The sequence below is a fragment of the Mesorhizobium sp. RCAM 05104 genome (genome assembly GCF_059683645.1).
The window spans coordinates 3,788,354-3,802,366 of the sequence record NZ_CM185033.1 but is presented as its reverse complement, the minus strand read 5'-3'; the positions used below and the strand labels follow the sequence as shown (position 1 = coordinate 3,802,366).

Sequence of the window (14,013 nt, the reverse complement as noted above, 5' to 3'; positions counted from 1 at the left end):
CCGGGGCAATCGGCACAACCGCTGCCGGGAGGCGCCGCCGCCCCCAGCCAGGGCAGGCGGCGCAGGCTCGTGTCGACCTGCCCCGCGGCTTCTCGGAAAATCGATAAATTTTAACCAAGTACGTTAGAGCATAATTCGTGATCGGCATGTTAGCAGGAGAGAATACTTCTTGTGAGGATCAAGGCATGCGGGGGTTTGCAGGCAGGTTTATCGAGTCGCGGAGCGGCTCGCTCGCGCCAATACTCGTTCTCAGCATGATCCCGCTGCTCACGGCGGTCGGCTTCTCGGTCGACTACACGTCGGCGGTACAGACCAGGTCGAGCATGCAAGCGGCGCTCGATGCCGGGATACTGGCGATCACCACGATGCCGACGACCTCGACGCTGGCGCAGCGCCAGGTGGCGCTGCAGGATGCCTTCACCGCCAACGGTGGAGAGGGCACCGCGACGCTCGGCAGTTTCGTGGTCAGCGCCAACGGCACCGCCACCGCGCAGGCCACGGCAAGCTACTCCATGCCGACCGTCTTCATGCAGATCGCCAGGATCACCAGCGTACCGGTCGCCGTCGCGTCGGCGGTGACCAAGACGCCGGCACTGGTGCAGACCACCTTCAAGGTCTCCAAGGTGTCGGGCTACTGGGGCAAGACGATGACGCTCTACGGCACGCAATTCGGAGCGAGCGTGGCCAAGCCGTTGATGACGATCACCTACAGCTATAACGGCGCAGGCGACCCGAAAGGCTACGGCACCACCACCGTCAACACCATCACCAACAATGGCGGCGCCGACATCAGCACGACCGTCCAGAAGCAGGTTTGCACGACCACCAAGGTGAGCAATTTCAACAATGCCCCGGCCGGGTCCATCCAGCAGACCAGCGGCAGCAACAAATACCTGACCACCTGTGTCGATACATTCTATCCCGCCAACGGTACCGGCGCGGTGATCGACGTCAGCCAGATGAACGCCCTCTACCTGCAGATGGACGTGCCATCGGGCAACCCGAAGGTTCTGAAGTCGAACGATCCGGCCACGTCCAACCGGCTCTATATCGGCACAAGCACGTCCGACATGCCCGAGGTCGCGACCGGCCAGACCGTCGACATCTTCACCGCCGTGCCCTGTGGCGTCCCGAGCTACCAGGCGTGGGAAGACGGCGGCAACGCGGTGCCGGCGCCGGTCTCCAATGCCGACTTCTTCTACAACGTGACCGGCAAGTGCGACTTCAACCAGCGGCCCTCCAACACGGTGCTGACGCAGTAGGGGTTGCCGCCCGCTATCTTCTCGCCCTTGTGGGGCCAGAAGGGCGGGCGAGGCCCGTGACTCGCCCACGGCGGTGGGCGAGCGAAGCTCGGCGGATGAGGGGTGCTGGACGGAGCACAACGGTTGGCTAATCTGACGTCATGCCGCATCAACCCGTTCCCCCAGTCAAACGCAGCTTTGCCCGTTCGCTCCGGCGTGAAATGACGGAAGCGGAAAACAAGCTTTGGCATGAACTGCGTGATCGCAGGCTCGACCGGACAAAATTTCGGCGCCAGATTCCCTTCGGAAAATACATTGCCGATTTCGTTTGCCTCGAAGCTGGGCTGATCATCGAGATTGACGGCAGCCAGCATGCGGGGTCCGAGTCCGATCGGATCCGCAAGGCTGAGCTGGAGGCGAAGGGCTTTCGCGTTCTGCGTTTTTGGAATGATGATGTCCTGAAAGACCTGAACGCCGTCTGCGACACGATCATCGCCTATGTACGGGATACAAATCTTCAGCCCTGGCGATAGGGCGCCCTTGCCTTCTCCCCTTGTGGGAGAAGGTGGATTGGCGCGCAGCGCCAAGACGGATGAGGGGTGCTGGAAGGAATGAGGCGTTAGTATTCCCTGGAACACCCCTCATCCGTCGCCTTCGGCGACACCTTCTCCCACAAGGGGAGAAGGGAAGGCGACGATCACAAAGCGGTGAGCGCTGTAACGAAATCCGTGGCGACGACGAAGTGGGGACATGACCGGCGCATCCAGGCGCCGCCCACGGAGCCAGCCAATGTCGGGACATCAAGCCAAGCGCACCAAGCTCACCCTATTGTTCGGCCTGGCGGCGCTCGCCGCATCGATGGGCACCGCCGCCGCCCAGCCGCTCACCGTGGTCGAGCTGTTCACCAGCCAGGGCTGCTCGTCCTGCCCGCCGGCCAATGCCAACCTGATCAAGGTCAAGGACCAGCCCGGCGTGCTGGCGCTGTCCTTCAACGTCACCTATTGGGATTACCTCGGCTGGAAGGACACGTTCGGCCGGCAGGAATTCACCCAGCGCCAGGTGAGCTACGAACCATCGCTCGGCCATGACGGGCCGTTCACCCCGCAAGTGGTGGTCAACGGCCACACCGACGCCGTCGGCGCCGCGCCCGGCGAAATCCAGCAGCTGATCTCGAGCGCCGGCCACGCAAGGGGCCCATCGCTGTCGCTCGACAGCGGCAAGATCAGCATCGGCGCCGGCTCGGCGCCGGGCGGCAAGGCCGATGTCTGGCTGGTGCGTTATACCAAGGGTGTCGTCCAGGTGCCGGTGGCGCGCGGCGAAAACACTGGCCGCACGCTGCCGCATGCCAATGTCGTCCATTCGCTGAAAAAACTCGGCAGTTGGACCGGCGACGCCACGGCGCTGAACCTGCCGGCGGCTTCGGATGGCCTCAGCACCGCGGTGCTCGTCCAGTCGCCCGGCGGCGGGCCGATCCTGGCCGCCGCCACCAACTAGAATCACGCTTCGACAAGAGATTTGCGCAAACGCCGCACGAGCGGCGCCGCAAGCACCTGGCCGCCTGGAAGGCGCGCCATCAACCCACCAGGAGACCATCATGACCGTTCTTTCCCGCCTGACGCTGCCGGCGCTCGCTTTCGCCCTGTGCTCGACGGCGCTGTTTGCCGGCGGCATCGCCCGCGCCGACGACGCCACCGATGCGATGAAGCCGGCGAACGCCATGGCGACCGATGCGATGAAGCCCGCCACCGACGCCATGAAGCCTGCCGACCCGATGGCCACAAACGCGATGGCCCCGGCCGCCGACGCCATGAAGCCGGCCGCTGACGCCATGAAGCCCGCGGCGGACGCCATGAAGCCTGCGGCTGATGCGATGAAGCCGGCGGCTGATGCGATGGCCCCGGCCAACTGAGATTGGTCCGTGGCCGGCTGTCCCTGGCGGGCTCCCTGTCCAGCCGGGGACAGTCCCTTCCGGCCCAGGCCGGCAAGTCCGGACCGATTGACGGGCGCACGTGAAATTGAGGCGTCGGCCGCAACTCGCCTGTCGCACAATCCTATCTCATCCAATAGACTCCACACGATGGACGTCACAGGAGTTCAGCCATGACCGACATACAACAACCAGCCGTCAGACAGTCGTCGAACTTTTTCAAAGGCGCGCTCGCCGCGCTCGTGCTGGCCGCCGCTGGCGCCGCTTTCTGGCAGTCGCCGGCGATCTCCGCCGAGGACGCGGTGGTCATCCCGCCGCCGGCGATGGATGAGAAGGCAGCCCCGGGCAGCGAAAAGGCGATCTTCGCCGGCGGCTGCTTCTGGGGCGTGCAGGGCGTCTTCCAGCACGTCAAGGGCGTCAGCAAGGCCGTCTCCGGCTACACAGGCGGAGCCAAGGACACCGCCGTCTACGAGACGGTCGGCAGCGGCCGCACCGGGCACGCCGAATCCGTCGAGATCACCTACGATCCCTCCGTTGTCACCTATGGCCAGCTGCTGCAGGTCTATTTCTCGGTCGCTCACAATCCGACGCAGCTGAACTATCAGGGGCCGGACAGCGGCACCCAGTACCGTTCGACGATCTTTGCCGAGAACGACGCGCAGAAGAAGATCGCGCAGAGCTACATCGCCCAGCTCGACCAGGCCAAGGTGTTCCCGAAGCCGATCGTCACCACGCTGGAGACCGGCAAGACCTTCTATCCGGCCGAGGATTACCATCAGGATTTCCTGACCCTGAACCCGACCTATCCCTACATCGTCTACAACGACCTGCCCAAGGTGGCGAACCTGAAGCAGCTCTTCCCCAAGCTCTACAGCGAGAAGCCGGTGCTGGTGCTGTCGGCCAGCAATTAGGGTCCGGACTCTGAATGTTTGCGCGGAGAGCCGAAGCTCCCCGCGCGCCCCCGGAACCAACCGGCATCCGGTCCGCCCCAGCCCCGTATATGGACTGGCGCCGGTCGGTCGCGGGGCCGGGTGTGGAGACGATCGGGGTCGCCCCCACACCGGAGCGAACGCCGGCGCCGTGCCGGCAATCGGGATCAGTCGCCCATCTTCATCGCCTCGCACGACACGTTCGGGTTCATGTCGGCGAAGGTGCCGGTCGGGTTCTTCTTCCAGGCCCAGACATGCAGCTCATAGAACGGGCCGAGGCCGTAGCGGTTTGGGGCGCTGTTGAAGTTGAACAGCTGCCCTTCCAGCGACGCCGGGCCTTTCGAGGTGATGTATTCGACCGCCACGAGCTTGAGCTTTCCGTCGGCCATCGGCTCGTACATGACGGCCTCGGGCTTGGCGAGCTCGACCGCATCGTCCTTGAGATAGCCGGCATTGACATAGTGGATGCCCATCGCGCCGCCGGTGATGCCGCTGGCGCAAGGGATCGGTGCGTAACCCTCGGACGTGGCCGCCGCCACGTTCTCGAAGCGGCCGTTGGCGGCACGCACCTTCGCATCCAGCGTGCCGCTATCACCGGCATTGGCGGCCGTCGCCGCGATCGACAGGATCGACAGGTTGATGAGGTGCTTGGTCCACAGATGGATGTTCATGTTCTCTCCTCGTTGTTGATGGCGCATGGCAGCGGCCAGCCGCCGCGGCCGCTCGGTCGGACCTGGGCTGCACGCATCAGCGGCCCGATCGGGTGAAGTCCCAGTATTGCGGCAGCTCCTCGATCTCCGGCAGGCCGATGTCGCGTCTCAGATAGTCGTCCTGCGGAGGCAACCGGCGCCGGCTCTTGCGCAATGATGCGAACAGCAGCGAGGCACCCCGCCGGAGAGCCCGGCCCAGTAGCGGGCCTCGTCCGACTGGTCTCGAAGCCGCCAACACCTTGCTGGACGGGTCGTCAGACAAGCCGCCATCGCCGCGAAGGGCCATTTGATGTCCATGGAGCGACTCAACGATAAAAGTAGGGGTCAAGGACCCGCACCTCCGTGATCTTGTCGACAGGCAGCGAGTTCTTCTGGGCGGTGCTGCGGATGGCTTCGGGCGAAGGCCCATCGTAGATGCAGAAACTGTGCTTCTTGTCGGGTGACACGAAGGACTGCACCCAGGTCACTCCCTTCTCCGCATTGCGCATGATGACGCCACCGAGCGCATCGGCGCCGGCATCGTTCATCGGCACATTGAGGCCATCCGGAAATGTGCGTTCAACCAGGTAACGGGGCATGAGTCGGTTTCCTTTTCCAGTGATTCACGCTCGTTCTGAGCGCGGCCGGACAAAGATCACGCCCGTCAACGGCGCGCATCGGAGCCTTTCCCCATTTTTGGCGGGACGATTCCCCATGTTTGCAACGTTTGGTGTCGGGAGCCACAAAACGGATACCGACCCGGGCTACCCTGGCGGACAGATGGTGAGGCCGTCGGCCCCGGCCTGTGAGAGGGTGATGATGCTTCTGGAACGGCAGACACAGCTGGAGCACCTGGACGGCCTTTTGGCGGAGGCGGCGCGCGGCCACGGCCGGGTCGCGGCATTGACCGGCGAGGCCGGCGCCGGCAAGACAACCCTTGTCGAGGCCTTCATCGGCGCGGTCGCCAAGGGCACGCGCCTGTTCCGCAGCGCCTGCGAGGATCTGTCGATACCCGATACGCTGGGGCCGCTCTACGATCTCGCCCGCGAGGCGCGATGGGCGCTGCCGCAGGCGATCGACGTCCGGCAGGGACAAAGGCTGCCGCTGTTCTCCGACGCGCTCGACGTCTTCGAGACGGAGGCGCAGCCAACCCTGCTGGTCATCGAGGACCTCCATTGGGCGGACGACGCAACCCTTGATTTCGTGCGGTTTCTCGGCCGGCGCATTTCAAACACCCATATTCTTCTGCTGCTGACGGCACGCACCGACCGCAGCGAGGGACAGATGCGCGTCCGCCGCGCGCTCGGCGAAATCCCGGCCAGCAGCGTCGCACGCATCGAGGTGCCGCTCCTGAGCGAGGCGGCGGTCCTGTCGCTCGCCGGTGCTGTCGGCCGCGACGGTGATGCCATCTACCGGGCCACGGCCGGCAACGCCTTTTTTGTCACCGAACTGTTGAGCGCGGAAGACGAGACCGTCTTGCCGGCCAGCGTGCGCGACGCCGTTGTCGCGCGCGCCGAACGCCTGTCCCCCGGCGCCCGCTCGATGCTCGACGCGGTGTCGGTGTTCCCCAGGCGCGCCGACGCCTGGGCCTTGCAGGGCCTGTGCGGCGTGGCCAGCGCCGGCCAACTGGCGGAGTGCGTCTCGAACGGCCTGCTCGAGGATCTCGGCGACGGCTACGCGTTCCGGCACGAGATCGCCCGCCGCGCCATCGAGATGATGCTTTCGACGAGCCACAGGCGACAGTTCAACCAGCGCGCGCTGTCGGCACTGCTCGAAAACGGCGACGTCGCCACTGCCCGGCTGGTGCATCACGCCGTCGAGGCACACAATCTGGAAGCGGTGCGCGAACTGGCGCCGATCGCCGCGCGGGAGGCCTCCCGCGTCGGCGCGCATCGCGACGCCGCCGGCTACTATGAGGTCGCCTTGCGCCAGGCCGACAGCCTGCCGACGGCGGAGTGCGCGGAGCTGTACGAGCGCTATGCCTTCGAACTCCACCTGATCGGACAAATCGACGAGGCTGTCGCCGCGCAGGAACAGGCGCGCGTGCTGCAGCGGGCCATGGGCGACACGCTGAAAGAGGGAGACAGCCTCAGATGCCTGTCGCGCTTCGCCTACCTGCTGGGCGACCGCACGTCCGCGGATGCCTTCGGAGCGCAGGCGGTGGCGCTGCTGGAGACCGTGCCGGCCAGCGCCGAACTCGCCATGGCCTATTCCAACCTATCGCAGCTGGCGATGCTGGCCGAAAGGCTCGACGAAACGGTGTCGCTCGGCGACAAGGCGATCAAGCTCGCCGAACGGCTTAACCGGCCGGACATCATCTGCCACGCCCTCAACAATGTCGGCTCCGCCGGCCAGTGGCTGGACCTGGCCACCGGCCGTCAGCAGCTTGCCCGCAGCCTTGAAATCGCGCTCGAGCACAATTTTCAGGAACATGCGGCGCGGGCCTTCACCAACTGCGCCTGCAGCGAGATGAACCAGCTCCGCTATAGCCAGGCCCGGTCCTTCCTCGATCGCGGCATCGACTATTGCGTCGAAAACGACCTCGCGACCTGGCGTGACTATATGCGCGGCGTGAAGGCGCAGTTGCTGCTGCGTCATGGCCTATGGGACGAGGCCGCCGCCGAGGCGCTCGATGTCATCACCAACGACCAGGCGACGGCCCTGGTGCGCTATCCGGCCCTGGCGGCTCTGGCCCGACTGCGGTTGCGGCGCGGCGATCCGTCGGCCGAGCCGATTTTTGAGGAGATGAGCCGGTTCCTGGAAAGAGGAATCGAGCTGCAGCGCCTGGCGCCCTATGCGGCGGTCATGGCCGAGCGGGCCTGGCTCGGGCAGATCGACAAGGCGCAGGCGCTTGCCCTGATCGACCGTGCCGAGACCCTTTCCCCCACGCGGGCGGTTTTCGCCGAACTGGCCAGCTGGCGGCAGCTGCTGGCTCCCGACAGCGACTCCGGTGACACTGACGGCATGGCTGCTCCCTACAGGTTGCTTCTGGCGGGAAACTGGCTGGAAGCGGCGGCTCTGTGGGCAGAGCTGCAAGCCCCTTTCGAACAAGGGCTTGCGCTGATGCGGGGCGACGAGGCGGCCCAGCGTTCGGCGCTGGAGATTTTCGAAACCCTCGGCGCAAGGACGGTTGCCCAGCATATGCGCGACATCATGCGGAAAAACGGCCTCATCAACATCGCGCGGGGGCCGCGCCGTACCACGCGCGCGAATGGCGCCGGCCTGACCCAGCGCCAGATGGAGGTGCTGCAACTGATCGAGCGCGGCTTCTCCAACAAGAGGATCGCCGAGCATCTCACCATTTCGCCGAAGACCGTCGACCACCATGTCTCGGCGGTGCTGGGCAAGCTGGACGCCGTCTCTCGCGGCCAGGCCACGGCGGCGGCACGCGACTCGGGGCTGATCTGAAACCGGCCCCTGGCCGTTCCGTCACGTGCCCTTTCGCCAGGGCAGGCTCCAGCGCACCTTTTCCAGCGTCGCCCTGGCCTCGGCCGATTGCGGGTCGGGTTCCGTCTCGCGGTAGTGCGCCGATCCCTGTGGCGGGTAGGCAAGCGTGTTGTTGAGGGCAAACCTGTCGAGCTGGCTGAAGTCGGGGAAGGGCAGGTTTTCCGCCTCTCGCCAGTCGCTGACCCGTTTCTCGGCGGCGACGCGCTTGTCCTCGTCGATGGGCAGGTCGGCGGCGCTGTACTCCAGCTGCGCCGGGAAGGCGAACTGCGCGCCGGCTTCGTCCATGATGTTGATGATCGACAACAATATGTCCTCGCGGATGGCGAGGAACTCGGAGGCGTCGGCTGTCATGATGTAGGTGGAGATGTCGACGTCGAGCGAATAGGGGCCGAAGCCGACGAGGCGGACGCGGCATGGGTCTTCGATGACACGCGGGTGCGCAATCAGCAGCTTGCGCAACTCGGCCAGCGTGTAGCGCAGCTGGTCGGGCGTGGTCTCGTAGCGCAGCTGCAGCGTGGTGGCGAAGCGCGTGCGGTCGCGATGCGCGTAATTCTCGATCTGCATGCCCGCGAAGTCGGAATTCGGCACCGAGATGATGGTGCGGTCGAGCGAGCGGATGCGCGTCGAGCGCATGCCGATATGCTCGATGGTACCCGACTGGTCGCCGAACTTGCAGAAGTCGCCGACGCTGACCGGACGGTCGGCATAAAGCGTCAGGCCGGAGAGGAAGTTCTGCAGCGTCGGCTGCGCCGCCAGCGCCACGGCCAGGCCGCCGATGCCGAGACCGGCGATGACGCCTTCGTAGGGGATGGCAAGCACTTCGGCGAGCAGCAGGAAGGCGACGACCAGCACCGCGACGCGGGCAACGCCGGTGGACAGCGAAATCAGCGTGTCGTGATAGCCTGGCACTTGCCACATCTTGCGATAATGGCCGGCCAAACTGCCGATCAGGTGCCAGACCACCGGCACGAAGCCGATCACGATCAGGCTCCAGGCCACCGCCTTGACGGGGGCCGCGATGACCTGCGGCAGGCCGAGCGGGCGCAGCGCGAACAACAGGAACAGGCCAAGCACGATGGCGCGCACCGCCCAAGCGACGACGCGCAGGAAGGTCGAGCGCTCGGTGTCGCCGCGTGCGCCGGCAACAAGCCCGATCAGCGCATTGGCGACGAAGCCGAAAGCGATGCCGGCCAGTGCCGTCAGCCCGAGCGCCAGCCACTGCCAGCGTTCGATCGGTCCGGCGCGGGTAAGCAGAGCGGGGCTGATCTCGCGGGCGAAGCCCCGGGTGGCGAAGAATGGATCGCCGCTGGCGAAGGCGGCGAATTCCGGCGCCACCGGCACGTCCTCGACATCGGCATAGAGCGTGCGGATGTTGGCCAGCGTCTCGGGCGTGAATTGCCAGACTTTGGCCTTGCCGGTGTCGACCGGGCCGACGACGACATTGCCGGACGGATGCTCGAAATAGACAAAGGGCGTGTTGCTCCTGGGATCGTCGGGAATCTCTTGCCAGTAGACATAGCCGATGCGGTCGATGACCTTCTTCAGGTAGCGCTCGAGCAGGATCGCCTCGTCGGCGCGCACGGCGGAATTGTAGTCGCGCAGGTCCAGTGCCGCCTCCGCCGGATCGCCGACCTCCGAGATGCCGCCGAGCAGCATCTTGAAAGTATCGCGCGGTGAGGCGAGCTTGCTGGGATCGTCGACCATGTCGACGGCTTCGCCGCGCGCCGCCTGGAATTCGGCGAGCTTGGCCTGCAGCGCGGCCAGCGGCGGGCCGACGATGAACCACGCGCCATTCCTGCGGCGGAAAGTGACGTCGAAGGAGACGCTGGTGCCGTATTGCTGCAGCCTGGCCGTCACCTCGTCGGCGGCGATCGCATCGTGCGGCAGGCCCCACAGACGGAAGGTCGTCTTGTCGATGACGGAGAACAGCAGCTTGGTGTAGTCGGGCATGTTGAGGCCGCCGCGATCGGCCTCGCTGACATCGATGAGGCCGGCGGCGAGCGCGGCAAGGCCCATGCCGCCACCGGTGGCGCGCGGCACGTTGTCGGCGCCGCTTTCGTTCATGGTCTGCAGGAACGAGCGCATGGTGGTCATCGGGTTGGCCTGATCGACGCCGATATTGTCGACGGCGCTGACCCGCACGCCTGTCCACCATTCGGCGGTGGCGGATTCGAAGCGACCCATGAAGCTCTCGCCATCGGGCGACTGGACAAAGCTGAACTCGCCCTGGCGATTGCCTTCGAACCAGCGGCCTTCCAGCGTTTCGCCTTCGGCCCGTGCCTCGATGCGGCCATTGTAGAGCGGGTAGACGCCTTTGACGTCGGCGCCATTCTGCTCGAACTTGATCTGGGCACCGCCACCGCGCCATTTGGTGTCCCAGACGCCAGCCCAATTGGCTACCTCCTGCGCGTGCGCCAGCGAAGGCAGCAGGCCGGCAAGGACAAGCGCGGCAATGAGGGCAAGCACGCGCAGCAAGAGGAAGACCAAGCGCTCCCGGCCTGCCGGGGTGAGGTGGACATCGCGCATCGGATTGCCCTTCTTCTCGCCGGCTCTCATGCGCGCCGGCCGAAGAAGGGTTATTCCGCTTGAAGATGAATATTGTATTTCCGGCAGATGATCAGGCGCGACGACTTTTTCGTCAGCAACGCGGAATCAACAAGGATTAGGGTAAGCCAATTCGCATTTTGCAGGCCGGCATCACCTCTCAATGCACCTCAGTCATAGGTCAGGTCGGTCGCCTTCCCGCCGAACACCCGGTAGGCATAGAATGAATAGAAGATGATGACCGGCAGCACGACCACGGTGCCGGCCAGGATGATGGCCAGGCTCTCCGGCGCCGAAGCCGCCTGCCAGATGGTCAGCTTGTCGGGCACCACGAACGGGTAGAACGACCAGGCAAGACCGGCAAAGCCAAGCGTGAAGATGGCGGCCAGCGTCAGGAACGGCCTCAGCGAATGGCGGTCGTCGGGTTTGGGCAGGTGGAAGGTCTGCCGCCAAAGCCAGAGGAACAGTAGGGCCGACAGGATCGGCAGCGGCGACAGATAGAGCATCGAGGGCCAGACGAACCATTTGTCGAAGATACGCGGGCTGGCGAACGGCGTCGCCAGCGACACCGCGGCCATGCCGAGCGCGGTCAGCACCAGCGCCGTGCGCAGCCAGCGCACCGCCTTTCTCTGCAATTCGCCTTCGGCCTTGTAGATAACCCAGGCCGCCCCCATCGCCGCGTAGGCGGCCGAGAGGCAGAGCGCCACCAGCGCGCCGAAAGCCATGCCGCCGAAGCCGATATCGAGGCCCAGCACATAGACGCCCAGCATATAGCCCTGCGCCAGCGAGGCGATGAGCGAACCGAGGAAGAAAATACGGTTCCAGCGGTGCTTGCGTTCGGTCGGCACCTTGGCGCGGAAATCGAAGGCGACGCCGCGCAGGATCAGCCCGACCAGGAGCACGAACACCGGAATGTAGAGCGCGGTCAGGATGACGCCGTGCGCCAGCGGGAAGGCGACCAGCAGCAGGCCGACGGCCAGCACCAGCCAGGTCTCGTTGGCGTCCCAGAACGGGCCGATGGCCGCGATCATCGTATCCTGCTCGGCGTCTTCCGCTGCGGCGAACAGGATGCCGATGCCGAGATCGAAACCATCGAGAATGACGTAGATCAGGATGGCGAGGCCCATCAGGCCGGCGAAGATCAGCGGCAGCAGGGTTGGCCAGTCGTAGGTCATGTCACTCTCCTGCGGATGGCTGCGACAGCGCGGCGTTCATCACACCCGGCAGCGGCGATGAATCGCCGTCCTTCGCCGCCTTCAGCGCCAGGTGCACCAGCACGCCAAGATAGGCGATCAACAAGAACGCATAGAGAATGAGGTAGATGGCCAGCGTCAGCGCTACATGGCTGCCAGCCACCGGGCCGACGGCGTCGGCTGTCTTCAGCACCCCTGTCACCAGCCAAGGCTGGCGGCCGATTTCGGTGGTGTACCATCCGGCCAGCGTCGCCAGCCAGCCCGACAGCCCCATCGGCACCATCAGCAAGGCGAGCGGCTTCGGCAGGCGATGCCGGCGCTTGAGGAAGAAGGCGGCGGACCAGGAGACAGCCAGCATCAGCAGGCCGGTGCCCACCATGATGCGAAAACCCCAGAACACCGGGAAGACCGGCGGATGGTTGCCGGCATAGTCGTTCAGCCCCGGCACGACACCGTCGGTGCGGTGCCGCAGCACAAGGCTGGCACCGTCCGGAATGGCGATTTCGAATCTGTTCTCCCTGGCCGCCTCGTCCGGCAGGGCGAAGAGAACCAGCGGCACGTTGGGGCCGGTGTTCCAGTTGGCCTCCATGGCGGCGATCTTCTGCGGCTGGTGCTCCAGCGTGTTCAGCCCGTGCTGGTCGCCGGCGAAGATCTGGATCGGGATCAGGATCGCAGCGGTGAAGACGCCGGTGCGCAACGCCTTCCACATCGATTCCGAACGGTCGTCCTTGAGGTAGCGCAGCGCCGACAGGCCGGCGATCAGGAAAGACACCGTCAGGCCGGAGGCCAAGAGCATGTGGACCAGCCGGTAGGGCATCGACGGGTTGAAGACGATCGCCCACCAGTCGACGGCGTGTGCCACGCCGTCGCGCATCTCGAAGCCGGCCGGCGTCTGCATCCAGGAATTCAGCGCGATGATCCAGAACGCCGAGACGGTGGTGCCGCCGGCCACCAGCACCGTCGCCAATGTGTGGATGCGGTTGGAGACCCGGCGGAAGCCGAACAGCATGATGCCGAGGAAGGCCGCTTCGAGGAAGAAGGCGGTCAGGATCTCGTAGGCCAGCAGCGGCCCGGCGATGTTGCCGACCTTCTGCATGTAGCCCGGCCAGTTGGTGCCGAACTGGAAGCTCATGGTGACGCCGGTGACCACGCCCATGGCGAAGGACAGCGCAAACACCTTCACCCAGGTGAAATAGGCGCGCATCCAGGCGGAATCGCCGGTGGCGTTGTAGCGGAGCTTGAAGAACAGCAGCACCCAGCCAAGCGCAATGGTGATTGTCGGAAACAGGATGTGGAACGAAATATTCGCGCCGAACTGCATACGCGACAGGATGAGCGGGTCCATTGGCGGGCTCCAGCTGCTTCTTATGCCGGCAAGGATAGGGCCGTCGAGCCGGTCGGTCAAAGTGGCGTTCTGCCGCGAGGCTGAACGTCACAGGACAATCTTGCCGCTTGTATCAGGCGCATCCCGTTTTCTGTTCTGACGCAATTCCCTCGGGAAAGCGCGACGCGCCTTTCCCGGGAAAACTGTTTCACGGTTTTCCTGAAATTCTCTAAGCGCCAGTCTCCGGCACATCGCCGAGCGCATCGGCGAACTTGCGCATCAGCCGCACCAGTTCCTCGATGTCATGCGCGTCCCAGGTCTCGAAGATGGCGCGGCCGATCTTCTCGCGCGCCGCGTCGACGAGGCCGGTCATCGCTTCGCCTTTTGGGCTGATGGCGGCCTCGCGCACGCGCCGGTCGGCGGCACTGCCCTGCCGCCGCACCAGATCCAGGCTCTCGAGCTTGGCGACCTGGCGGCTGACGGTCGTGTAGTCGCGCCCGACGCGGTCGGCCAGTTCGACGACGCCGATCGGCCCGAAACGCTGGATGCCGACGAGCAGCGGGAACAGCGCCCGGTCGAGCGGAATACCGGCCGCCTTGATGAGCAATTCGTCGCGCTGCGGCCGGTTCATCTGGCCGACGATATCGAGCAGCGCTCCGTGAAGCTGCCGAAGCTGCGTGCCAATATGTGTATTTTGCACGTTTTTTGTTGACGGCATG

The 14,013-nt window shown here is 65.2% G+C and carries 12 protein-coding genes; 6 read left to right on the top strand and 6 right to left on the bottom strand.

Annotated elements, in window-relative coordinates; all coding sequences use genetic code 11:
• Positions 1-185 precede the first annotated feature (185 nt).
• The 5 genes from AC56QP_RS18575 to msrA all read left to right on the top strand — a co-directional run bounded on the left by AC56QP_RS18575 (position 186) and on the right by msrA (position 4,079).
• Complete coding sequence (locus tag AC56QP_RS18575; RefSeq protein WP_489858627.1) at positions 186-1,262, top strand: TadE/TadG family type IV pilus assembly protein; 1,077 nt, start codon at positions 186-188, stop codon at positions 1,260-1,262.
• Positions 1,263-1,402: 140 nt separating this feature from the next.
• Positions 1,403-1,774: an endonuclease domain-containing protein gene (locus tag AC56QP_RS18570; protein ID WP_269904509.1), complete on the top strand. Its 372-nt coding sequence runs from the start codon at positions 1,403-1,405 to the stop codon at positions 1,772-1,774.
• Between the two features lie 256 nt (positions 1,775-2,030).
• Positions 2,031-2,735, top strand: a complete 705-nt coding sequence (locus tag AC56QP_RS18565; RefSeq protein ID WP_489858628.1) for a DUF1223 domain-containing protein — start codon at positions 2,031-2,033, stop codon at positions 2,733-2,735.
• 100 nt (positions 2,736-2,835) lie between these two features.
• The gene (locus tag AC56QP_RS18560) at positions 2,836-3,150 is read left to right on the top strand and encodes a hypothetical protein (protein ID WP_489858629.1); all 315 of its coding nucleotides are present in this window, start codon (positions 2,836-2,838) and stop codon (positions 3,148-3,150) included.
• Between the two features lie 191 nt (positions 3,151-3,341).
• Positions 3,342-4,079, top strand: a complete 738-nt coding sequence (gene msrA / locus AC56QP_RS18555) for a peptide-methionine (S)-S-oxide reductase MsrA (RefSeq protein WP_489858630.1) — start codon at positions 3,342-3,344, stop codon at positions 4,077-4,079.
• A gap of 185 nt (positions 4,080-4,264) precedes the next feature.
• On the opposite strand, the gene AC56QP_RS18550 is transcribed toward msrA, so the two are convergent.
• Positions 4,265-4,768, bottom strand: coding sequence for a hypothetical protein (locus tag AC56QP_RS18550; protein WP_489858631.1), 504 nt, complete (start codon positions 4,766-4,768; stop codon positions 4,265-4,267).
• A 344-nt stretch (positions 4,769-5,112) separates the two neighbouring features.
• Positions 5,113-5,385 carry a DUF4242 domain-containing protein gene (locus tag AC56QP_RS18545; protein WP_489858632.1) on the bottom strand — a complete coding sequence of 91 codons (273 nt, stop codon included), beginning with the start codon at positions 5,383-5,385 and terminating at the stop codon, positions 5,113-5,115.
• 220 nt (positions 5,386-5,605) lie between these two features.
• On the opposite strand from AC56QP_RS18545, the gene AC56QP_RS18540 reads away from it, so the two are divergent.
• Entirely contained in the window at positions 5,606-8,194 is a 2,589-nt protein-coding gene (locus tag AC56QP_RS18540; RefSeq protein WP_489863567.1) for a helix-turn-helix transcriptional regulator, read from the top strand.
• Positions 8,195-8,215: 21 nt separating this feature from the next.
• Here AC56QP_RS18540 and AC56QP_RS18535 read toward each other — a convergent pair whose 3' ends face one another.
• From AC56QP_RS18535 to AC56QP_RS18520, 4 genes are all read right to left on the bottom strand, one after another.
• Positions 8,216-10,789, bottom strand: a complete 2,574-nt coding sequence (locus AC56QP_RS18535; protein ID WP_489858633.1) for a mechanosensitive ion channel domain-containing protein — start codon at positions 10,787-10,789, stop codon at positions 8,216-8,218.
• 158 nt (positions 10,790-10,947) lie between these two features.
• The gene (locus AC56QP_RS18530) at positions 10,948-11,952 is read right to left on the bottom strand and encodes a cytochrome d ubiquinol oxidase subunit II (protein WP_489858634.1); all 1,005 of its coding nucleotides are present in this window, start codon (positions 11,950-11,952) and stop codon (positions 10,948-10,950) included.
• Between the two features lies 1 nt (position 11,953).
• On the bottom strand, positions 11,954-13,315 hold the full coding sequence (locus AC56QP_RS18525; protein ID WP_489858635.1) for a cytochrome ubiquinol oxidase subunit I: 1,362 nt from the start codon (positions 13,313-13,315) through the stop codon (positions 11,954-11,956).
• Positions 13,316-13,523: 208 nt separating this feature from the next.
• Positions 13,524-14,012, bottom strand: coding sequence for a MarR family winged helix-turn-helix transcriptional regulator (locus AC56QP_RS18520; RefSeq protein WP_489858636.1), 489 nt, complete (start codon positions 14,010-14,012; stop codon positions 13,524-13,526).
• Position 14,013 lies beyond the last annotated feature (1 nt).

What these genes read in the sequence shown, in the direction of transcription:
- AC56QP_RS18575 (WP_489858627.1), top strand. Translation starts at nt 186, where the DNA reads ATGCGGGGGTTTGCAGGCAGGTTTATCGAGTCGCGGAGCGGCTCGCTC.
- AC56QP_RS18570 (WP_269904509.1), top strand. Translation starts at nt 1,403, where the DNA reads ATGCCGCATCAACCCGTTCCCCCAGTCAAACGCAGCTTTGCCCGTTCG.
- AC56QP_RS18565 (WP_489858628.1), top strand. Translation starts at nt 2,031, where the DNA reads ATGTCGGGACATCAAGCCAAGCGCACCAAGCTCACCCTATTGTTCGGC.
- AC56QP_RS18560 (WP_489858629.1), top strand. Translation starts at nt 2,836, where the DNA reads ATGACCGTTCTTTCCCGCCTGACGCTGCCGGCGCTCGCTTTCGCCCTG.
- msrA (WP_489858630.1), top strand. Translation starts at nt 3,342, where the DNA reads ATGACCGACATACAACAACCAGCCGTCAGACAGTCGTCGAACTTTTTC.
- AC56QP_RS18550 (WP_489858631.1), bottom strand. Translation starts at nt 4,768, where the DNA reads ATGAACATCCATCTGTGGACCAAGCACCTCATCAACCTGTCGATCCTG.
- AC56QP_RS18545 (WP_489858632.1), bottom strand. Translation starts at nt 5,385, where the DNA reads ATGCCCCGTTACCTGGTTGAACGCACATTTCCGGATGGCCTCAATGTG.
- AC56QP_RS18540 (WP_489863567.1), top strand. Translation starts at nt 5,606, where the DNA reads ATGCTTCTGGAACGGCAGACACAGCTGGAGCACCTGGACGGCCTTTTG.
- AC56QP_RS18535 (WP_489858633.1), bottom strand. Translation starts at nt 10,789, where the DNA reads ATGAGAGCCGGCGAGAAGAAGGGCAATCCGATGCGCGATGTCCACCTC.
- AC56QP_RS18530 (WP_489858634.1), bottom strand. Translation starts at nt 11,952, where the DNA reads ATGACCTACGACTGGCCAACCCTGCTGCCGCTGATCTTCGCCGGCCTG.
- AC56QP_RS18525 (WP_489858635.1), bottom strand. Translation starts at nt 13,315, where the DNA reads ATGGACCCGCTCATCCTGTCGCGTATGCAGTTCGGCGCGAATATTTCG.
- AC56QP_RS18520 (WP_489858636.1), bottom strand. Translation starts at nt 14,012, where the DNA reads ATGCCGTCAACAAAAAACGTGCAAAATACACATATTGGCACGCAGCTT.